This window comes from Novosphingobium sp. NFX11, from assembly GCF_057376415.1.
In genome coordinates, this window is record NZ_CP080384.1 from 1384259 (window position 1) to 1404322 (window position 20064).

24 protein-coding genes and 1 pseudogene are annotated in these 20064 nt (G+C 65.1%); 17 read left to right on the forward strand and 8 right to left on the reverse strand.

Features of this window, described 5'->3' with window-relative positions; genetic code table 11:
• Window positions 1-186: 186 nt before the first annotated feature.
• Window positions 187-1791, reverse strand: coding sequence for a phosphoenolpyruvate carboxykinase (locus tag KZO24_RS07045; RefSeq protein ID WP_271183421.1), 1605 nt, complete (start codon window positions 1789-1791; stop codon window positions 187-189).
• Window positions 1792-2065: 274 nt separating this feature from the next.
• Between KZO24_RS07045 and KZO24_RS07050 the strand changes: the two genes are divergently transcribed.
• The 8 genes and pseudogenes from KZO24_RS07050 (at window position 2066) to KZO24_RS07085 (ending at window position 7806) form a co-directional block, all read left to right on the forward strand.
• Complete coding sequence (locus KZO24_RS07050) at window positions 2066-2809, forward strand: response regulator transcription factor (RefSeq protein ID WP_271183528.1); 744 nt, start codon at window positions 2066-2068, stop codon at window positions 2807-2809.
• Window positions 2802-4373, forward strand: coding sequence for a sensor histidine kinase (locus KZO24_RS07055; protein ID WP_271183422.1), 1572 nt, complete (start codon window positions 2802-2804; stop codon window positions 4371-4373). The genes KZO24_RS07050 and KZO24_RS07055 overlap by 8 nt, the downstream gene beginning before the upstream one ends.
• Complete coding sequence (locus tag KZO24_RS07060; protein ID WP_271183423.1) at window positions 4370-4795, forward strand: HPr kinase/phosphorylase; 426 nt, start codon at window positions 4370-4372, stop codon at window positions 4793-4795. Before KZO24_RS07055 ends, KZO24_RS07060 begins: the two co-directional genes overlap by 4 nt.
• Before the next feature lie 70 nt (window positions 4796-4865).
• Window positions 4866-5784, forward strand: a pseudogene (gene rapZ, locus KZO24_RS07065) (RNase adapter RapZ).
• Window positions 5785-5832: 48 nt separating this feature from the next.
• Window positions 5833-6237: a PTS sugar transporter subunit IIA gene (locus KZO24_RS07070; RefSeq protein WP_008829470.1), complete on the forward strand. Its 405-nt coding sequence runs from the start codon at window positions 5833-5835 to the stop codon at window positions 6235-6237.
• Complete coding sequence (locus tag KZO24_RS07075) at window positions 6234-6512, forward strand: HPr family phosphocarrier protein (protein WP_008829471.1); 279 nt, start codon at window positions 6234-6236, stop codon at window positions 6510-6512. The genes KZO24_RS07070 and KZO24_RS07075 overlap by 4 nt, the downstream gene beginning before the upstream one ends.
• Before the next feature lie 22 nt (window positions 6513-6534).
• The gene (locus KZO24_RS07080) at window positions 6535-7341 is read left to right on the forward strand and encodes a TrmH family RNA methyltransferase (RefSeq protein WP_486487151.1); all 807 of its coding nucleotides are present in this window, start codon (window positions 6535-6537) and stop codon (window positions 7339-7341) included.
• Between the two features lie 147 nt (window positions 7342-7488).
• On the forward strand, window positions 7489-7806 hold the full coding sequence (locus tag KZO24_RS07085) for an META domain-containing protein (protein ID WP_271183426.1): 318 nt from the start codon (window positions 7489-7491) through the stop codon (window positions 7804-7806).
• Window positions 7807-8063: 257 nt separating this feature from the next.
• Here KZO24_RS07085 and KZO24_RS07090 read toward each other — a convergent pair whose 3' ends face one another.
• From KZO24_RS07090 to recR, 3 genes are all read right to left on the reverse strand, one after another.
• Window positions 8064-9614 (reverse strand): DNA recombination protein RmuC, encoded by a 1551-nt coding sequence (locus KZO24_RS07090; protein WP_271183427.1) that lies wholly within the window; start codon window positions 9612-9614, stop codon window positions 8064-8066.
• An 83-nt stretch (window positions 9615-9697) separates the two neighbouring features.
• The gene (def, locus tag KZO24_RS07095; RefSeq protein WP_008829475.1) at window positions 9698-10267 is read right to left on the reverse strand and encodes a peptide deformylase; all 570 of its coding nucleotides are present in this window, start codon (window positions 10265-10267) and stop codon (window positions 9698-9700) included.
• Window positions 10268-10329: 62 nt separating this feature from the next.
• A complete protein-coding gene (gene recR, locus KZO24_RS07100; protein WP_008829476.1) occupies window positions 10330-10926 on the reverse strand; it encodes a recombination mediator RecR in 597 nt (198 codons plus the stop codon).
• Window positions 10927-10986: 60 nt separating this feature from the next.
• Here recR and fmt point away from each other — a divergent pair, with 60 nt between their 5' ends.
• Window positions 10987-11895, forward strand: coding sequence for a methionyl-tRNA formyltransferase (gene fmt, locus KZO24_RS07105; protein ID WP_271183428.1), 909 nt, complete (start codon window positions 10987-10989; stop codon window positions 11893-11895).
• A gap of 2 nt (window positions 11896-11897) precedes the next feature.
• On the opposite strand, the gene KZO24_RS07110 is transcribed toward fmt, so the two are convergent.
• A complete protein-coding gene (locus KZO24_RS07110) occupies window positions 11898-12422 on the reverse strand; it encodes a cupin domain-containing protein (protein WP_211150017.1) in 525 nt (174 codons plus the stop codon).
• 96 nt (window positions 12423-12518) lie between these two features.
• On the opposite strand from KZO24_RS07110, the gene truA reads away from it, so the two are divergent.
• Window positions 12519-13265, forward strand: a complete 747-nt coding sequence (gene truA / locus KZO24_RS07115) for a tRNA pseudouridine(38-40) synthase TruA (RefSeq protein WP_271183429.1) — start codon at window positions 12519-12521, stop codon at window positions 13263-13265.
• Window positions 13266-13284: 19 nt separating this feature from the next.
• On the opposite strand, the gene KZO24_RS07120 is transcribed toward truA, so the two are convergent.
• The 3 genes from KZO24_RS07120 to KZO24_RS07130 form a co-directional block, all read right to left on the reverse strand.
• Entirely contained in the window at window positions 13285-14016 is a 732-nt protein-coding gene (locus tag KZO24_RS07120; RefSeq protein WP_271183430.1) for a hypothetical protein, read from the reverse strand.
• A gap of 18 nt (window positions 14017-14034) precedes the next feature.
• The gene (gene cobS / locus KZO24_RS07125; protein ID WP_271183431.1) at window positions 14035-15024 is read right to left on the reverse strand and encodes a cobaltochelatase subunit CobS; all 990 of its coding nucleotides are present in this window, start codon (window positions 15022-15024) and stop codon (window positions 14035-14037) included.
• A 63-nt stretch (window positions 15025-15087) separates the two neighbouring features.
• Window positions 15088-15804, reverse strand: coding sequence for a winged helix-turn-helix transcriptional regulator (locus KZO24_RS07130; protein WP_271183432.1), 717 nt, complete (start codon window positions 15802-15804; stop codon window positions 15088-15090).
• A gap of 70 nt (window positions 15805-15874) precedes the next feature.
• Between KZO24_RS07130 and KZO24_RS07135 the strand changes: the two genes are divergently transcribed.
• From KZO24_RS07135 to KZO24_RS07165, 7 genes are all read left to right on the forward strand, one after another.
• On the forward strand, window positions 15875-16303 hold the full coding sequence (locus KZO24_RS07135) for a VOC family protein (protein WP_036524588.1): 429 nt from the start codon (window positions 15875-15877) through the stop codon (window positions 16301-16303).
• Window positions 16304-16331: 28 nt separating this feature from the next.
• Window positions 16332-17036 (forward strand): glutathione S-transferase family protein, encoded by a 705-nt coding sequence (locus tag KZO24_RS07140; RefSeq protein ID WP_271183433.1) that lies wholly within the window; start codon window positions 16332-16334, stop codon window positions 17034-17036.
• 1 nt (window position 17037) lies between these two features.
• Complete coding sequence (locus KZO24_RS07145; protein WP_008829484.1) at window positions 17038-17409, forward strand: DUF1428 domain-containing protein; 372 nt, start codon at window positions 17038-17040, stop codon at window positions 17407-17409.
• A gap of 3 nt (window positions 17410-17412) precedes the next feature.
• Window positions 17413-18237, forward strand: coding sequence for a VOC family protein (locus KZO24_RS07150; RefSeq protein WP_271183434.1), 825 nt, complete (start codon window positions 17413-17415; stop codon window positions 18235-18237).
• A 71-nt stretch (window positions 18238-18308) separates the two neighbouring features.
• Window positions 18309-18935 carry a glutathione S-transferase family protein gene (locus tag KZO24_RS07155; protein WP_271183435.1) on the forward strand — a complete coding sequence of 209 codons (627 nt, stop codon included), beginning with the start codon at window positions 18309-18311 and terminating at the stop codon, window positions 18933-18935.
• Window positions 18932-19411 (forward strand): VOC family protein, encoded by a 480-nt coding sequence (locus KZO24_RS07160; protein WP_271183436.1) that lies wholly within the window; start codon window positions 18932-18934, stop codon window positions 19409-19411. The genes KZO24_RS07155 and KZO24_RS07160 overlap by 4 nt, the downstream gene beginning before the upstream one ends.
• Window positions 19411-20061 (forward strand): glutathione S-transferase family protein, encoded by a 651-nt coding sequence (locus KZO24_RS07165; protein ID WP_202902827.1) that lies wholly within the window; start codon window positions 19411-19413, stop codon window positions 20059-20061. The genes KZO24_RS07160 and KZO24_RS07165 overlap by 1 nt, the downstream gene beginning before the upstream one ends.
• The last annotated feature ends 3 nt before the right edge of the window (window positions 20062-20064 follow it).

Genomic DNA, 20064 nt, shown 5'->3' on the forward strand with positions numbered 1-20064 from the left:
GTCATTGCGAGCGTAGCGAAGCAATCCAGGGCGGCGTTTAACTGCCCTGGATTGCTTCGCTACGCTCGCAATGACGAACGGTGGGTTGATCAGCTTATGGTAGTAGCGAGGCTGGGGTGCTTCGCCCTCAAGAAAAAGGCCCCGGAACCGCAGTTCCGGGGCCTTTCTCATGCGTTACCGCCAGCCTCAGGCCGCGACGGGAGCCGCCTTGCGGACGCCCTCATCGACGTGCTCTTCGAACTGCTCGAAGTTGTCGATGAACTGCTTCACCAGCGTCTGCGCGGTCTTGTCGTACTCCGCGCCGTCCGCCCACGCACCGCGCGGATCGAGCAGCTTGGTGTCGACGCCCGGCACCGCCACCGGAACCTCGAAGCCGAAGTTCGGATCTTCCCGGAACTCGGCATCGTTCAGGCTGCCGTCGAGTGCGGCATTGAGCAGCGCGCGGGTCGCCTTGATCGGCATGCGCTTGATGCCTTCCATGGTCGCCTTGCCGCCCGACCAGCCGGTATTCACCAGCCAGCACTTCACGCCGCCCTTGGCGATGCGCTCCTTGAGGAGATTGCCGTAGACCGAGGGATGACGCGGCATGAACGGCGCGCCGAAGCACGTCGAGAACGTCGCTTCCGGCTCGGTCACGCCGATCTCGGTGCCCGCGACGCGCGCGGTGTAGCCCGAGAGGAAGTGATACATCGCCTGATCGGGCGTCAGCCGCGCGATCGGAGGCAGCACGCCGTAAGCGTCGGCCGTGAGGAAGATCAGGTTCTGCGGCACCGGCCCGAGGTTCTTCTCCGAGCAGTTCGGAATGAAGTCGATCGGGTAGGAACCGCGGCTGTTCTCCGCCAGCGAGTTGTCGTCGAGGTCGATCTTGCGGGTCACCGGGTCGATCACGACGTTCTCCAGCACCGTGCCGAAGCGGCGGGTGGTGGCGTAGATTTCCGGCTCGGCCTCTTCGGACAGGCGGATCATCTTGGCGTAGCAGCCACCCTCGAAGTTGAACACGGCGGTGTCCGACCAGCCATGCTCGTCATCGCCGATCAGCGTGCGCGAGGCGTCGGCCGAAAGCGTGGTCTTGCCGGTGCCCGAAAGCCCGAAGAACACCGCCGTATCGCCGTCCGGGCCGATGTTGGCCGAGCAGTGCATCGGCATCACGCCCTTCACCGGCAGCAGGTAGTTGAGGATGCCGAAGACCGACTTCTTCATCTCGCCCGCATAGGCGGTGCCGCCGATCAGGATCAGCTTCTCGGTGAAGTTCACCGCGATCACCGTTTCCGAACGCGAACCGTGGCGCGCGGGATCGGCGCGGAAGCTCGGCAGGTCGATGATGGTGTATTCCGGCGCGAAGCCCTCCAGCTCGGACGCGCTCGGACGCACCAGCAGGGTGCGGATGAACAGGTTGTGCCACGCGAACTCGTTGATCACGCGCACGTTGACGCGGTGTTCCGGCTGCGAACCGCCGAACAGGTCGGCGACGTAGAGCGTGTCCTTCTCACCCAGCGCCGCGAGGAAATCCTCCTTGAGCGCCGCGAAGTGCTCCGGCGTCATCGGCACATTGGTCTTGCCCCACCATACGGTGCTTTCCGTCTCGGCGTCCTTGACGATGAACTTGTCCTTCGCCGAGCGGCCGGTGTGCTTGCCCGTGGCGACGACGAAGGGACCATCGGCCGAAAGCACGCCCTCCCCGTTCTTCACCGCATGCTCGACCAGAGGGGCCGTACCGAGGTTCGCGAAGATCTGGGCCTTCGTCTCTATGCCCTGTTTCGAGAGCGGATGGTTAAGGGTGGTCAATGTCATCTCCTCCAAAAGATGGCGTCGCTACGGGTATTCCCGCTGACGCTAAGTCGATTCCTGCGCAAGAATCGTGCCGCCGACTAAGCGGAGCTCTCTTTTCCGTCAAATTGACTTCAATTGGAACCATCAAGGGTTATTGGACCTTACATTTAATGCCCGCAGCGCGAGAATTTGCCATGTGTATGGAGAGCCGCTAGTCAGGCTGGCCCACGCAGCAGAAAGCACCGTCGCCGCGCCAATGGCCGATCCTTTGAATGCTCCTGCCGACGATGCGCCGATGCTGCCGCCCGTGGCTCCCGCCGACACGCCGCGCCAGCAGACGATCGCGCTCGTCGATGACGACCGCAACATCCTCACCACCTTGTCGATCAGTCTTCATGCCGAAGGTTTCGCCACGCGCGTCTACGCGGACGGCGAAACGGCGCTGAAGGCTCTCCTCGATAACCCGCCCGACCTGGCGATCTTCGACGTGAAGATGCCGCGCATGGACGGCCTCGAATTGCTCAAGGTGCTACGCGCGCAGTCGTCGCTTCCGGTGATCTTCCTGACGTCCAAGGACGAGGAGCCGGACGAGGCCCTGGGCCTTGCGATGGGCGCCGACGACTACATCGCCAAGCCCTTCAGCCAGCGCCTGCTCGTCGCGCGCATCCGGGCCATCCTGCGCCGCAGCGAACTGGCCAAGGCGCCGCCCGAGGAAGCCTCCGGGGCAGACATGCCCGACCCCGTCTTGCGTGGCAGGCTTGCGCTCGATCCGGCGCGGCATCAGGTCACCTGGGACGGCAAGCCCGTCTCGCTCACCGTCACCGAATTCCTGATCCTCGAAGCCCTGGCGCTGCGCCCGGGCGTCGTAAAAAGCCGCAACCAGCTGATGGACGCCGCCTACAGCGACGACGTCTACGTGGACGACCGGACCATCGACAGCCACATCAAGCGCCTGCGCCGCAAGTTCCGCGCCGTCGATCCCGAGTTCGGCGCGATCGACACGCTCTACGGCGCCGGCTATTCCTTCGCCGATGGCTGAGCGATCCCGCTCCCGCCGGCGACGTCCGGCACGGCTGCTCCTGTCCTGGCGCGTATCGCTGACCGCGCGCATTCTCGCGGTCAACTTCATCGCCCTCGCCCTGATGGCCGGCAGCCTGTTCTATATCGACAGCTATCGCAACGAACTGCTCGCTGAGCGCTACCGGCTCGCCAAGTCCGAGGCGGAGATCACCGCTGATGCGCTTGCCGATGAAAGCCCGACCGGTCGTCTCGAACTGATTACCCGCATCGGCACGGAGCAGGATCTGCGCCTGCGCCTGTTCGACAGCCGTGGCGAACTCGTAGGCGACAGCTTCACGCTGGCGCCGCCCTCCTATCGCCTGATCGACCCGGCCTCCGAACCCTGGTTGCAGGACGCCGCGCGAATGCTCGACCGGGGGATGGACTTCATCCTCGGTGCCCCGGAAATCGCCGATTACCGCGACCCGACCGACACCAGCGCGCGCGGCTGGCCCGAAGTCCGCGCGGCTTTGGTCGGCCGGGAAACCTGGATCAACCACAAGGCCGCGCCCGACCGCACCCCCGTCATCATCGCCGCCACGCCCGTCGGCACCGACGGTTCCGCGCTGCTGGTGACCCGCAACGCCCGCGACATCACCGAGAACGTGCGCATGGCGCGCCAGACCCTCGCGATCATCGTCGGCGGCGCGCTGGGTGTATCGATCCTGCTCTCGCTGTTCCTCGCCCGCACCATCGTCGAGCCGCTGCGCAAGCTGGTGCGCGCCGCCGTGCGCGTGCGCCTCGGCCGCGACCGCAGCGTCATCGTCCCGCGCCTGCCCGATCGCCGCGACGAGATCGGTCTTCTCGCCCGCGCCATCTCCGACATGAGCGGCGCCCTGCGCCAGCGCATCGACGCGGTCGAGAGCTTCGCCGCCGATGTCGCCCACGAGCTCAAGAACCCCCTGACCTCCCTGCGCAGCGCGCTGGAAACGCTCGACCGCGTCGACCAGCCCGACTTGCGCCGCCAGCTCCTCGGCATCGCGCAGGACGACGTGCGCCGCATCGACTTTCTCGTCACCGAGATCGCGGACGCAAGCCGCATCGACGCCCAGCTCAGCCGCACCACGTTCGAGCCGCTGGACATGGGCCGCCTCGTCCAGAACCTCGTCGCCGAACGCGACCAGCGCGGCGTCAACGGCTCCAGCCCGGTCACCGTGACGATCGAGGATGCCGAACTGACCGTCCCCGGCGACCCGCCGCGCCTCGAACGCGTCCTGCAGAACCTCATCGATAATGCCGTGTCGTTCTCACCCCCGGACGGCCCGATCGAGATCACCCTGTCGCACATCGACAACCGCGTGAAGATCGCCGTCGCCGACCACGGACCCGGCATTCCCGAAGCATCGCGCGAACGCGTGTTCGAACGCTTCCACTCGCTGCGCCCCTCCCGCGAGGAATTCGGCACCCACAGCGGCCTCGGCCTCGCCATCGCGCGCACCATCGTGGAAGCCCACTTCGGCCGCCTGATCGCCACCGACCGCACCGACGGCCAGCCCGGCGCACGGCTGGTCATCTCCCTGCCGCGCTGGGAGAACGAGACGTGAGCGCCGAAGCCCGGCAATCGACCTGCGTTGCCATCGGCAACCGCGCCATCCTGATCGAAGGCGCTCCGGGCTCGGGAAAATCCAGCCTTGCGCTGGCCCTGATCGACCGGGGCGCAATGCTGGTCGGCGACGACTCCGTGATGCTCGAAGCTCGCGACGGATGGCTCTTCGCCAGCCCCCACCCCCACACACGCGGCCTGCTGGAAGTCCGCAACCTCGGGCTGGTCCCGCACGACTGCACCGAGAAAGTCGCGGTCGCGCTCGTCCTGCATCTCGACGGCTCCGCACCGCGCTACATCGAAAAGGCTGAGAGCATCGCGATCGGCGGCGTCGAGGCGCCCCTCATCCGCCTTGCACCACACGACGCAGTGCTCGCGATCAAGGCGGAACTTGCCCTGCAACGCTACGGGCTGCCCGTATAAAACCCCTCGCACGGCGGGGACGGCCTTTTGGCCCCTTCCCTTTCCCGGCGGCAAGGCGCAGATAGCGACAATGGGGACTAAAGTGGGAAATCCGCAGCGCTTGCTGCTGGTTACGGGCATGCTGGGTGCGGGCAAGACGACGGCCTTGCGCGTGCTGGAAGACCTTGGCTGGGAAATCGTCGACAATTTCCCGGTCCGCATGCTCGAAGCGCTCATCGACGGCGCCCCCGAAGGCGATCCCACGCCGCTCGCCATCGGTTTCGATCTCGCGTACCCGGGGCTTCGATCCCGAGCGCGTGATCGCGCAGGTCAAAAGCCTCAGCGAACGCCGCGACCTCGAAATCACCACGATGTTCCTCGACTGCTCCAGCAAGGAACTCGAACGCCGCTACAACGAAACGCGCCGCCGCCATGCCCTCGCCGCCGATGCGCCGGTCTCCACCGGCATCCGCGCGGAACGCGAACTGCTGGCGCCGCTGCGCCGCTGGGCGGACCTGCTGATCGAGACCACCGAATTCACCTCGAACGACCTGCAGCGGTCGATTCGCGAGCGTTTCGCCGAGAGCACCGCCGACGAACTCACCGTCACCGTCTCCAGCTTCGGTTTCTCTCGCGGGATGCCGCCGGTCGCCGACCTCGTCTTCGACATGCGCTTTCTCGACAACCCGCACTGGGACATCGAACTGCGCCCTCAGACGGGGCAGGACGCGCCTGTAGGCGACTATATCCGCAAGGACCCGGCCTGGGACGAGGCCTTCGCCCGCATCCGCGATCTCATCCTCCTGCTGCTTCCCCGCTACCGGGCACAGGGCAAAGCCTATGTCCACATCGCCTTCGGCTGTACCGGAGGGAAACATCGTTCGGTATTCACCGCAGAACAGATCGCAGCGGTCTTGCGTCAATCGGGATTTTCGCCCACATTGCTGCACCGCAACCTGGGCTCACGGGCGGCGGATCTTCTCGAAGGGGGTCTGCGGCGTGGAAAATAGAGACATGAACCGGGTGCGATTGCAGGAATTTCGGAGCGCACTCCCGGCATGATCGGCATGATTCTGGTTACTCACGGCAATCTCGCCGAGGAGTTCGTACACGCGATGGAACACGTCGTCGGCGATCAGGCCGATGTCGAGACCGTCTGTATCGGCCCGAACGACGACATGGAACGCCGCCGCTCCGAAATCGCCGACGCCATTGAAAAGGTGGACAGCGGCGAAGGAGTGATCGTCCTCACCGACTTGTTCGGCGGGACGCCCTCCAACCTCGCGATCTCGCTGATGCAGGCGGGCAAGGTCGAAGTGATCGCCGGGATCAACCTGCCGATGCTGATCCGCCTCGCCAAGGCGCGCGGCTGCATGCCGGTGCGCGAAGCGGTCGCCGCCGCGCGCGATGCAGGCCGCAACTACATCACGATCGCCAGCGAATATCTGGGTCAGGACGCATGATCGACTGTCGCGATTCGGTGCTGATCGTCAACAAGCGCGGCCTCCATGCCCGCGCCAGCGCCAAGTTCGTCGGCCACGTCGCCGATCTGCCGGGCGGGGTTTCGGTGACGGTCAGCAAGGACGGAATGTCCGCTGAAGGCGGCTCGATCCTCGGCCTGATGATGCTCGGTGCGGCAAAGGGCGACACCATCGAAATCGCCTGCTCGGGCAACGGCGCCGATGCCGCGCTGGCGGTTCTGGCGGGCCTGGTACGCGACGGCTTCGGCGAAGAGTGAGCACCCCTATTCGCCGAGCGGCATCGAACGCCGCACGATCACCGGCTTTTCCAATCCCCTCGTCAAGTTCCTGCGCTCGCTTCGCGACAAGAAGCACCGCAAGCGCGAGAAGCGCTTTCTGGCGGAAGGCCTGCGCCTGCTCACCGACGCGCGCGAATGCGGCGTGCTGCCGGAGATGCTGGTCATGGCCATCGGCCGCGATCCGCATCCGCTGCTCGATGCGCTCGAAACCGCCGTCGCGGCGGCGGGCGGAGAGATCGTCGAGATGGACGTGGAAATCCTCGCCAAAGTCACCGGCAAGGATAATCCGCAGGCCGTCGCGGGCGTCTTCGCCGAATTCGACACGCGCCTCGCGAACCTCGACCGAGCCAGTTCGCCGATCTGGCTGGTGGCGCAGGCGCTGCGCGATCCGGGCAATCTCGGCACCATGCTGCGAACCGGCGACGCCGTGGGTGCGGGCGGCCTCATCCTCATCGACGATTGCGCCGATCCGTTCTCGGTCGAGGCGGTACGCGCCAGCATGGGCGCGATCTTTACCCAGAAGATCGCCATCGCGCGCTGGGAGGAATTCCAGGACTGGCTGCGCGGCGGTGACGGCCAACTGGTTGCAGCCTCGCTGCGCGACCCGACCGACTATCGGCAGGCGCCTTATGCTGCGCCGTGCTTCCTCATGGTCGGCAACGAATCGCAGGGGCTTCCGGCCGATTACGAGCAAGCCTGCGATCTGCGCGTCACCATGCCGATGCTGGGCCGCGCCGACAGCCTGAATGCCGCCGTCGCGGGTGCGGTGCTTGCCTATGAGGCCCTCGCGCATCTGCGGAGATCCTGAGGCTCCACGTTCATCCCATCCTCACCTCTCGGGCGTAAGACTCGATGGGTGATGCGACGACTCGCCCTCCTTCTCTGTCCGCTCCTTCTGGCTGGATGCTCCGACGCGGGGCACCTCACCCAGCGCGGTCCTGCGGGAGAAAACTGGGTGGGCAGCCAATGGCACTTCGCCGCGATCGATGGCCGCGCCCCTGAGGACACTAGCGCTCAAGTCGCGTTCGAAGGCGAGCACCTTCTGGTGCAGGTCGGCTGCAACCAGCTCAAGGGACCCTGGCGGATGGAGGCGGAACGCCTGATCGCCGGGCCTTTCGACCAGACCGAAGCCGTCTGCCCAAGTGCCTCATGGGAACAGGGCAATGCCGTCAGCGCCCTGCTCGCCGCAACGCCGCGCGTGACGGTGGAGGGCAAGCGGATGATCCTGCAGTCGAGTGGCCACATCGCAGAACTGACGCGCGCGGCCGACTAAGCCGGGCGCCTCAAGAGCATTACACTTTACGTAGAATAGTCATTGCGAGCGCAGCGAAGCAATCCAAAGTAGTCTTGAGCCACCCTGGATTGCTTCGCTGCGCTCGCAATGACGAAGGGTAGATCACGTCAGACCATCAAATCGAGGCACCCGCCCTCATCGTGAAACCATCTGACGCAGGTTCGATCGGCGCCGTCAGAAGATGGGTTCCCGCCTTCGCTGGAATGACGACGACGATATACGCTTGATCCGGTGACTTACTCCGCAGCCTCCGCAGCTTCCTCGCTACTATCCTCGATCTGAACGCCGGTATCGGCATAACGCGGCGCAGCCTCGATCGAGGGGACATCGTCGGAGATTTCGCGCTTGCCAATCTTGATGTGCTTTTCGCTGAGGCGGCGGGCTCGGCTCATCACGTTGCCCTCGTAAGTGCGGGCGAAGTCGTTGAAGCTGTTGACCGCGCGGCCCATGTGCACACCGACCTTGGCCAAGTCGTCCTGAGTCTTGGCGAGGCTGTCGTAGAGGTCTGCCCCCAGCTTGCCGATCTCGCGCGCCTCGCGGGCAAGCCCTTCCTGCTGCCAGACCTGCGCGATCGTGCGGGCGATCGCGACGAGGTTAGTCGGGCTCGCCAGCAGCACCTTGCGGTCGAATGCGAAGTCCCAGAGGCCCGAATCGTGGTCGAGGGCGGCGGCGATGAAGTGTTCGCCCGGCACGAACATGATCACGTAATCCGGCGCATTCTCGAACTGGCTCTGGTAACTCTTGGCGCCGAGCGTCTGGATATGGTTGCGCATCGATGCCGCATGCTGGCCCATGAAGGCGAGGCGCCCAGCTTCGTCCTCGGCCTCGAAGGCATCCTGATAGGCGTTGAGCGAGACCTTCGCGTCGATCACCAGTTGCTTGTTGCCTGGAATGCGCACGATCGCATCGGGGCGTAGGCGGCCCTCCTCGGTATTGATCGACTGCTCGGTCTCGAAGTCGGTATGCTCGGTCAACCCGCACTGTTCCAGCACGTTCTTGAGCTGTTGTTCGCCCCAGCGTCCGCGCGCTTTGGGCGCATTGCGCAGCGAGTTACCGAGCCGCACGGCCTCCGCGCGCACCAGTTCCTGCCCGACGCGCAGCGCCTCGATCTGGCCGGTCAGTTGGCCGAAGGCATCTACACGCTTGGCTTCCAATGCCGCAACCTGATCCTCGTAGCTCTTGAGGCGCTGGCCAACCGGCGTGAGGATCGAATTGAGGCGTTCGGCGCTGGCTTTCTCACTCTGCTCGAAACGCTCGCCGGCGCGGCGCAGGAATGCCTCCTGCGCGCCCGCAAGCACTTTCGCACCGGCGTTCTCGAACTCCTTGCGCAAGGCTTCTTGCGCTTCGAGCAGCAGGCGCTTCTGCTCGTCGAAATTCGCCGATTTTTCGCGCAAGGTCGAGAGTTCATCAGACAGAATGCGCTGTTCACGCAGCAACCCGTCCACGCGTGCGGCATGTTCGGTGCGGGTCTTGTCGAGAACCTGCGTCAGCTCTGCACGGGTACGTTCGACCGCTGCGGCGCCGTCATGACGCAGGCGTTCGGTCAGGGCTTCATGGTCGGTGCGTGCGCGGTCGAGCGCCTGCTCGAGCGCATCGGCCCGCCCGGCCCGCTCGCGCGCGGCTTCAAGATCGGCGAAAGTACGTAAATATTTGGCGTCGCCTTCGCGTGCCTCACGCTCACGCGCTTCGGCTTGCGCCCGCCATTGCGCGGTCGGGCGCGAACCGAAAAACCAGCCTGCAGCGAGGCCGATGACGAGAGCGAGAATCGTGGCGACTACAAGTTCCATGGCTCCAGCCTAGCCGGAACATTTCAGGAACTCCAGTCCTCGACGGCGATTTTCCACCGGGGCGCGAAACGCCCCGGAAGAAATCAGGCGGCCTTGCGCAGCTTTTCGAGCTTCTTGAGCGCCATCTGGCGCTTCAGGCGCGAGAGGTGGTCGATGAAGAGGATACCTTCGAGGTGGTCCATCTCGTGCTGGAGACAGATCGCGAGAAGACCGTCCATGTCCTCCTCGTGCACCTTGCCGTCGAGGTCCTGCCAGCGTGCGCGGATGCGCGAGGGGCGCTCCACATCGGCGAAGATCTCGGGGACCGAGAGGCAACCTTCCTGATAGACGATGTGCTCGTCCGAGGGATCGAGGATTTCCGGATTGATGAAGATCCGGGGTTCCTTCTTGGTCGGCTGATGCGTGTGGTGGTGATCGCCATGCGACGTGCAGACTTCCGGCTCGGCGTCCTCGTCGTCAGGCTGGAGGTCGATCACCAGTACACGGAGAGGAACGCCGACCTGGATCGCGGCGAGACCGATGCCGGGAGCGTGGTACATCGTTTCGAACATGTCATCGACGAGCGTTTTAAGCTCGTCGTCGAACTTTTCGACGGGGGCCGAGACCTGCTTGAGGCGCTGGTCGGGAACTTCGAGGATTTCGCGGATAGCCATCTGCGCCAGATAATCGCGAAAGCCCGATTTCGCAAGATCAGGCACCGCAGGCCGAAATCGCGTCAGGCGACAGGACGACGAGCGCGGATCGCCTGGGCCAGTGTGCCCTCGTCGAGATAATCGAGTTCGCCGCCGACCGGCAGGCCGTGCGCCAGTTGCGTTACCCGCACCGGGAAGCCTTCAAGCCGCTCGGCGATGTAGTGCGCAGTGGTCTGGCCTTCGAGCGTGGCGTTCATCGCGAGGAGCACTTCATCGATGCCGCCCTCGCCGATCCGGCGCAGCAGGCTGTCGATTGCCAGGTCTTCGGGGCGGACGCCGTCCAGCGCCGAGAGGCGTCCACCAAGCACATGGTAACGCCCCGTGAACAGGCGCGCGCGGTCAAGCGCCCAGAGGTCGGCGACTTCCTCGACCACGCAGATCGAGCGTGCGTCGCGGCGGGGGTCGGCGCAGATACCGCAAGGGTCGGTGGTATCGACGTTGCCGCAGGTCCGGCACTCGACCAGCGCCTCGCGCACGGCGTCCAGCGCCTCCAGGAGTTGCACCAGCGCGGTTTCCCGCCGCTTGATCAGCCACAGGACGGCACGGCGCGCCGAACGCGGGCCGAGGCCGGGCAGGCGCGACAGGGCGGCGGTCAGCGTCTCGATCTCTTGCGATGCCATGGATCGGGAGATAGGGCCTGCGCCTGATCTTAGAAAGCCCGCTCAGGAGTTCCCCACATCATGCGTATCATCTTCATGGGAACGCCCGATTTTGCGGTCCCCGCTCTGGTGGCTCTTGTCGAGGCGGGGCACGAGGTCGTGGCTGCCTATACGCAGCCACCGCGACCCGGCGGACGGCGGGGCAAGGAACTGACGCCCTCGCCCGTGCAACGGGAAGCCGAAGCGCGCGGGATCGAAGTGCGCCATCCGGTTTCGCTGAAGGGGGCGGAAGAGCAAGCCGCCTTCGCCGCGCTGGAGGCAGACATTGCCGTCGTCGCGGCTTATGGGCTGATACTGCCGCAGGCGGTGCTGGATGCGCCGCGCCTCGGGTGCCTCAACATCCATGCCTCGATCCTGCCGCGATGGCGCGGTGCGGCGCCGATCCAGCGGGCGATTCTGGCGGGCGATCCGACCACGGGGATCACCATTATGCAGATGGAAGCCGGGCTCGATACCGGACCGATGCTGGCGACGCTGCGCACAACGATCGACGCGAAGACGGCCGGGGAACTGACCTCCGAACTTGCGGAACGGGGTGCGCAACTGCTGGTCGGCACCCTACGCGACCTCGCCGTTCACCGCGCGGTGAAGCAGCCGGAGGACGGGGTGACTTACGCGCGCAAGATCGACAAGGCCGAAGCGCGACTCGATTTCACCGCAAGCGCGGTCGACGTGGAGCGCCAGGTGCGCGCCTTCATGCCCGTGCCGGGCGCGTTCTTCGAACTGGACGGCGAGCGCTACAAGGTGCTGGCGGCGCGGATCGTCGAGGGCTCCGGCGAGGCGGGCAGCACGCTCGACGATGCCCTGACGGTCGCGTGCGGGGAACAGGCGCTGCAGGTCACCCGCATCCAGCGCGCGGGCAAGCCGACCATGGACGTAGCCGACCTGCTGCGCGGACGCCCCATTCCGGCAGGCACGAAGCTGGGTTGAGTTCAGGCCTTCTCGGGCATCCGGCGCTGCGGCGGCGCTTCGTCGGCCCAGCGGGCGTGGCCTTCGCGCAAGGTCGCGGCGGTCTTTTCCCATGCGCTGAGGGGCTTGTCGCGGACGCGGATGTTGAAGCGGTCGGTGCCCCGAAATTCGAGGACTTCGGCGCCTTCCGGGCCTGCGGTGTAGGCATAGGGCACTTCGGCGCCGACGAAGAAGCCGTCGCCAGCAGCCAGCGTCTCGGTGCCCATGCGGATCGAGCCGGCGACGATGTAATAGAGGCAATCGCAGTCGTGGCTGTGGAGCGGCAGCGGGAAACCGCTCTTCACCCATAGCCGCGCGAGGCTCATATCCTCGCGGCGGTAGGGGACGTCGGCATATTCGCCCCTCACCTGCATCGCCTCCATCAGCAATGGCTGGGCGGCGACGAGGTTGGGCGTGTCACCCTCGTAAGTCATGCAGTCGCACTCTTCCAGCGCGGGAGCGTCAGCGCCGCGGAAGATCTGGAAGCGGGGCTCTTTGTTCTCGGCCATGGCAGGCTCCTTTCCCGGTGAGCGGATGGTGACACCGGATGCGCAGGACGCCAAGCCCATTGCGCGGCGGCACCAGTCCTGTATCGGCGGGGCGAAATGACCCGTTTTGCGCTCACTCTCGAATTCGACGGCAGCCCGTTCATGGGGCTGCAGCGGCAAGCCCATGGTCCCTCGGTGCAGCAATCGGTCGAGGATGCGGCTTTCATGGTCACCGGCGAGCGCGCCATCATGCACGCGGCCGGGCGCACCGATGCCGGAGTCCACGCGCTCGGAATGCGCGCCCATATCGACATCGCGAAGCCGTTCGAGGCGTATAAACTGCTGGGGGCACTCAACGACAGGTTGCGGCCTCATCCGATCGCGGTCCTGTCCTGCGAGGTCGTGCCGGACGACTGGCACGCGCGGTTTTCCTGCGTCGGCCGCGCTTATATCTACCGCATCGCCAATCGACGCGCGCCGCTGACGCTGGAGAGGGGCAAGGCATGGATGGTGCCCAAGCCGCTCGATGCCGATGCTATGCATCGTGCCGCGCAGATACTTGTGGGACTGCACGATTTCACCACGTTCCGTTCGGCGCATTGCCAGTCGAGTTCGCCGCTCAAGACGCTCGACCGGCTGGAAGTGCGACGCGAAGGCGAGATGGTGCTGATCGAGGCGGAAGCGCGCAGCTTCCTGCATCATCAGGTGCGCTCGATGGTCGGCTGCCTCGCACTCGTCGGCATGGGACGGTGGAGCGAGGAGGATCTGCGCGAGGCGCTCGCGGCGCGCGATCGCCGGAAGCTCGGCCTAAATGCACCGCCGGACGGGCTCTACTTCGTCCGGGCGGTCTATCCCGAGGCGTGAACCGGCCGAGCAGAACGCCTCAATAGATCGGATCGATAGACCAGCCGGTCAGCTTCAGCATCGCCAATCCGATGTCGCGCACTTTGCCGATGCGGGGGCTCCACGCCTTATCGAAGCGGTAGCCCTTGGCGTCGACCGCCTCAAGCACCCATTCCGCGCCATCCGTACCCAGCGGATCGGCAATGCCGCATTCCTTGAGGACAGGCCGACGGTTCGCGACCGAGGATGCCTCTGTCAGCCGCGATCCCGACAATACAGCTTGCAGCATGGCGGCTTCCTCCTTGCGCAACGGACGATCGAGGACCGGGCCGGGCACACCGGGGTCATAGCCGCCCCGTCCCGTCAGCGCGGTCGCGACCAGCTGCGGTGCCGCTGTCCCCAGCCCCATCACACGCACTACTACGGGTGCATGGAAGCTTCGTAGCCAGGTAAAACGGATCACGCTGCCCGATGCGTTGCCGGTGCCCGCCATTTCCGCAAGCGACGGCTCCTTTGCCGCGTACAGGAAGCGTGAATACCATTCCCGCTCGAACGCACTGAGCTGTGCCGCGCTTCGGACCTTGCCCTGATGCCGACATTGCGGGATCTGCTCACTCAGCGAAGCCGGGAAATAAACCGGAACGCCGCTCACCGCTAAGCCCTGCGCCGCCAACAGCAAGGGAACCGTGAATATCATCCCAGCCATTTCAATCTCCACCGGTGACATGAAAAAACGGGCGCACTCCCTTGGGAGCACGCCCGTTTTTTGCATCTTCGAACACCTTCAGGCTTACGCCTTGGCGACGACGCTTTCCGGCAAATCCTGCCCGAATACGCGCTGGTAGTATTCGGCCACCAGCATGCGCTCGGTCTCGTCGCACTTGTTGAGGAACGAGAGGCGGAAGGCAAAGCCGACGTCGTTGAAGATCGCCGCGTTCTGTGCCCAGGTGATGACCGTGCGCGGGCTCATCACCGTCGAGATATCGCCGTTCATGAAGCCTTGGCGCGAGAAGTCCGCGACCTTGACCATGTTGGCGATCACCGACTTGTCGATCTGCGGCACCTTCGCGGCGACGATGCCGGTCTCGGTGGCGTGGGGCAGGTAGTTGAGCGCCACCACCAGGTTCCAGCGGTCCATCTGGCCCTGGTTGATCTGCTGCGTGCCATGATACAGGCCCGAGGTGTCGCCCAGACCCACCGTGTTGGCGGTCGCGAACAGGCGAAAGTGCTTGTCCGGACGGATCACGCGGTTCTGGTCGAGCAGGGTCAGCTTGCCCTCGGTTTCGAGGATGCGCTGGATCACGAACATCACGTCCGGACGGCCCGCGTCGTATTCGTCGAACACCAGCGCGACAGGGTGCTGCAGTGCCCATGGCAACAGGCCCTCGCGGAACTCGGTCACCTGCATGCCGCCGCGCAGGACGATGGCGTCGCGGCCGATCAGGTCGATGCGGCTGATGTGGGCGTCGAGGTTGATGCGGATGCACGGCCACTTGAGGCGCGCCGCGACCTGTTCGATGTGCGTCGACTTGCCGGTGCCGTGGTAGCCCTGCACCATCACGCGGCGGTTGTAGGCGAAGCCCGCCAGGATCGCGAGCGTGGTGTCCGGGTCGAACACGTAAGTCTCGTCGAGGTCGGGGACGCGCTCGTCGGCCACGGAGAAGGCCGGGACCTTCATGTTGATGTCGATCCCGAAGGTCTCGCGCACGTCGAGTTCGATGTCGGGAGCGGCCAGTACGGTGGCGTCGCGATTCTCGGTCTGGGTCTTGGAGTCAGTCATCGTAGGGCATCGCGTATAGGACCGGCCGCTGCATCGCAATAAGGTTTGGGTGACTTGCCTTGCTCAACTCGCGCATTTGGGAGGGAGGCTGAACAGATCGACGAAGCGCTGGACCAGCGATGGGTCGCCTTCGATCCGCAGTGCCTGAACCTCCTCGCGCGGCCACTTGCCGTAGAATACCGCGAGGAAAGGGAAACCGCCTTCGGCCGCGAAGACCAGATCGGGGTCCGGATCGCCATTGCTGGAGGGATGGATCGCCAGTTCGCCCTGCCCCAGCCGCCCGGTGAATTTGCTGACACCCACCTCGAAGCGCACCGTAAGTGCCAGATCGCCGATCCGCTCGGGATGGATCATCGTGCGCAGCGAGAGCATCAGCGAGACCGGCGTGATCGGCAGCGTGGGATCGTGGAGGGTCGAGCGCACCGCCCATCGCCCCAGTTCCTGCATGACGGGCTCCAGCGCCAGGCCCCATTCGGTGAGTCGATAGACCTGTACCGAAGCGGGCGGCGGCAGCACTTCGCGCGTGACGATACCCGTCCCTTCGAGGCTCTCCAGCCGCTCGGTCAGCGTCTTGGCGCTCAGGCCCGGCAGTTCGGCGCGGATCTCGGAGAAACGGCGCGGGCCGAGCATCATCTCGCGTATGATCGGCAGCGACCAGCGTTCGCCGATGAGTTCCATCGCGAAAGCCGCCCCGCAGGCATCCCCATACCAGCGGCCATGTGCGCGTTTCACACTATCCGTCGCGCTTTCCGAACGTATGGTTTCTTTTTGTGACTTCATGGTTGCTTTTAGTTACCACTGAGGTCAGGTTCGGGCAAGAGGCGATTCGCCCTTCTGAAGGAGAGAGCAGATGGCACGCATGATCTTCGTGAACCTCCCCGTCACCGATCTGGAGCGCTCCAAGGCGTTCTACACCGCGCTAGGCTTCACCAACGAGCCGCGCTTCACTGACGACACGGCGGCCTGCATGGTGTGGTCGGAATCCATCTTCGTGATGATCCTGACGCACGACAAATGGCGCACCTTCACCGACCGCCCGATCCCCGACACCGGCTCCAGCGAAGTGGCGCTCTGCCTTGCATGTGAAAGCAAGGAAGAGGCCGCGGAGATGAAGGCCAAGGCTGCGGCGGCAGGCGGCACGCCCGACATCAATCCGCCACAGGACTATGGCTTCATGGTCAGCCACGCCTTCACCGACCTCGACGGGCATGTCTGGGAGACGATGTGGATGGACCCTGCCGCCGCCTCGGGGGAAATGGAAATCCCGACCACGGCGTGACATAAAGAAACGGGAGAGGGAGAAGACGATGCCTATCGATCCGACCTCACAGATAGAGATCACCGCCTACGAATGGGTGCCCTCCTTCGCGCAGGGGCAGGTCCGCGACTTGCGCCCGCGCTGGGCCTGCGAGGAATACGCCCTGCCCTACAAGGTGCGCCTGATCAGCGCGATCGAGCGTCCCGAATGGTACTATGACGACCAGCCCTGGGGGCAGGTGCCCTTCGTCCGTGACGGCGAGGTCGGGATATTCGAAAGCGGCGCAACGCTCATCCATCTCGCCGAGAAGGCGGGCGCCCTGCCTCCGACCGGCTCGCAGGAACGGGCAAAAGTCCTGAGTTGGTTGTTCGGCGCGTTCAACTCGATCGAGCCTTTCGTGATGGAGTTCGTCAACTGCACGTTCTTCTCGCGCAAGGAGGACTGGGCGCCGCTGCGCCGTCCTTCCCTCACTACCGCGCTGGAAGGCCGCCTAAAGCGCCTCGAAACGGCGCTGGGCGACGACGAGTGGCTGGCCGGGGACTTCTCGATCGCCGATATCGCGATGACCACGATCCTGCGCGCCATCCCCGACCCGTCCGTGCTGGCGCCGACGCCCGCGCTCGCGGCGTACGTCGAACGCGGCACGGCTCGCCCGGCATTCCAGCGTGCGCTGGAGGCGCAACTCGCGCCTTTCGCCGAGCATGATCCGAAGACCAAAGCCAAGGCCGAAAACCCTGCCAAGGAAGGAGTCTGACATGACCTACGTAGAAGGTTTCGTGATCGCCGTCCCCAAGGCGAACAAGGACAAGTTCATCGCTCACGCCGAAATGGGCGACGCCGTCTTCATGGAGCACGGCGCCACCCGCGTCCTCGAATGCTGGCAGGACGACGTGCCCGAAGGCAAGCAGACCGACTTCTTCCGCGCGGTGGAGTGCAAGGAGGACGAGGCGGTGGTCTTCTCGTGGATCGAATGGCCCGACAAGGCGACTCGCGAAAAGGGCATGGCTGCGGTCATGGACGCGATGAACACCGACCCGCGCATGGATCCGGAGAAGAACCCCATGCCTTTCGACGGCATGCGCATGATCTACGGCGGCTTCCAGCCCGTCGTCACGCTGGGAGGCTGAGCCATGGGCAACCCTGTAGGCAGCTTCATCTGGTACGAGCTGATGACCAGCGATTCCGACGCCGCGGCCGCCTTCTACGGCAGTGTCGTCGGCTGGAAGATCGGCGCCAACGTCATGCCGGAAATGACCGGCGATTCCGGCATGGACTACCGCATGATCGAGCGCATCGATGGCGGCGGCGCGGGCTGCGGCTATACCGGCGGCGTCTTCGCACTCGACGACGAGATGATCGGACAGGGCGCTAGCCCCGCGTGGATGGGCTACATTTACGTCCCCAACGTCGATGCAAAAGTGGCCGAGATCACGGCTGAGGGCGGCGCCATCCACGTCCCCGCCACCACCATGGAAGGCGTCGGCCGCTTCGCCATGGTGACCGACCCGCAGGGCGCCGCGTTCTACGTGATGACGCCGGAACCGCCCGCCGACGATCCCGACGCCACCAGCGACGTGTTCAGCGTGGACAAGCCGCAGACGGTGCGCTGGAACGAACTCGTCACGCCGGACGACGATGCGGCGGTGGCGTTCTATACGAAGCACTTCGGCTGGGCCCAGCAAGGCGCGATGCCGATGGGGCCGCTCGGCGACTACCGCTTCCTCCAGCTGGAGGACGTGCAGATCGGCGCGGTTATGAAGCAGGCTGATTTCATGCCGGTGCCAGGCTGGACCTACTACATCGGCGTGGACGATATTGACCGCGCACTGACCGCAGTAAAGGACGGCGGCGGCAAGCCTATGGGCGATCCGCAGCAGATCCCCACCGGCGAATACACCGTCCACGCCTTCGATCCGCAAGGCGCCTACTTCGGCCTCGTCGGGCCGCGCAGATAACCGGGCGGACGGTGATTGACGCCGTCCATTCGTTCCATCAATGTTCCACCCTCATCTAAGGGAGAATCCCGATGGCCGACTACACCTTCTTCACCAACCCGATGTCGCGCGGACAGATCGCCCGCTGGGCGCTGCACGAGGCCGGGGCGGACTACGAACAGGTTCTCGTCGACTGGAAGGACAAGCCCGCCGCGTTCCTAGACGCCAACCCGATGGCCAAGGTGCCGACGCTGATCCACCATGCCGACGACGGCGACCGCGTCATCACCGAGGCCGCCGCGATCTGCCTCTACCTGGCGGAGATGAACCCGGAAGCGCACCTGCTTCCCAACGACGGCGAGATGGCGGACTACTACCGCTGGACCTTCTTCGCCTCCGGCCCGATCGAGCAGGCGATCACCTCGCGCGCGCTCAAGTTCGAGCCGACGCCGCAGCAGGAGATGATGGCCGGCTGGGGCAGTTTCGAACGCACCCTCGCCGCCATCGAGGAAAAGCTGGCCGAGGACGACTGGGTCTGCGGCACCCGCTTCACCATGGCCGACGTCTATGTCGGCAGCGCGATCGACTGGGGCATGACCTTCGGCATCATCCCGCCGCTGCCCCCGCTCGTCGCTTACGCCGAACGTTGTCAGGAACGCCCCGCCTACCGCACGGCCAAGGGCATCGACGGCAAGCTGATAGAGGAGATGAAGAAATGACGGCCAAAAACCGGATCTGCCTCTGGTACGACGGCACCGCCGAGGACGCTGCGAACTTCTACGCCACCGTCTTCCCCGACACCCGCGTCGATTCCGTCCAGCGCGCGCCCGCCGATTATCCTGACGGCAAGCAGGGCAACGTACTTGTCGTCGAATTCACGGTGATGGGGATCGAGTGCATCGGCCTCAATGGCGGGCCGCAGTTCCCGCAGTCGGAGGCGTTCTCGTTCCAGGTCGCCACCGACACGCAGGAAGAGACCGATCGCTACTGGAACGCCATCGTCGGCAACGCCGGGGCGGAAAGCATGTGCGGCTGGTGCAAGGACAAGTGGGGCCTCAACTGGCAGATAACCCCGCGCGCCCTCACCGATGCCATGGCGAACCCCGACCGCGCCGCCGCCAAGCGCGCGATGGAAGCGATGATGACGATGCGCAGGATCGACATCGCCGCGATCGAGGCGGCGGTGAAAGGCTGATGCTGGCACTCTACGGCCACCCCTTCTCGTCCTACACCTGGAAGGCGCAGATCGCGCTGCTGGGATCGGGGCTGGAACATGAGTTCCGCATCGTCGACGGCGATCACCCCGATCATGGCAAGATCGTCGCCATGGCCGGACCAGCGGGCAAGTTCCCGGTCCTGCAGGACGGCCAGAACCTGATCTTCGAGGCGACTTCGATCATCGAGCACCTGCAACTGCACCATGTCGAGCCGGATGTCCTGCTGCCCTCCGATGCCGAAGCGGCGATCGGCGTACGCATGCTCGACCGGGTTTTCGACAACTACGTCATGGGCAACATGCAGGAGGTCGTGAACGAACACATTCGCGATGCCGAAAACCCGGACATGACCCGCATCGGCGAAGCGCGGGAACGGCTGGAACGCAGTTACGCCTGGTTGGAGGGCTGGCTTCAGTACTACCCGGCGCAAGGCCAGGTTACCCTGATCGAGTGCGCCGCCGCGCCCTCGCTGTTCTACGCCGACTGGGTCCTCCCCATCGCCGACAGCTTTCCGCGCCTGAAGGCATGGCGCGCCCATCTGCTCGCCTTGCCGCCGGTCAGCACCTGCGTCGAGGCCGCCCGCCCGTACCGCGCGTTCTTCCCTCTTGGCGCGCCTGATCGAGATTGAGGA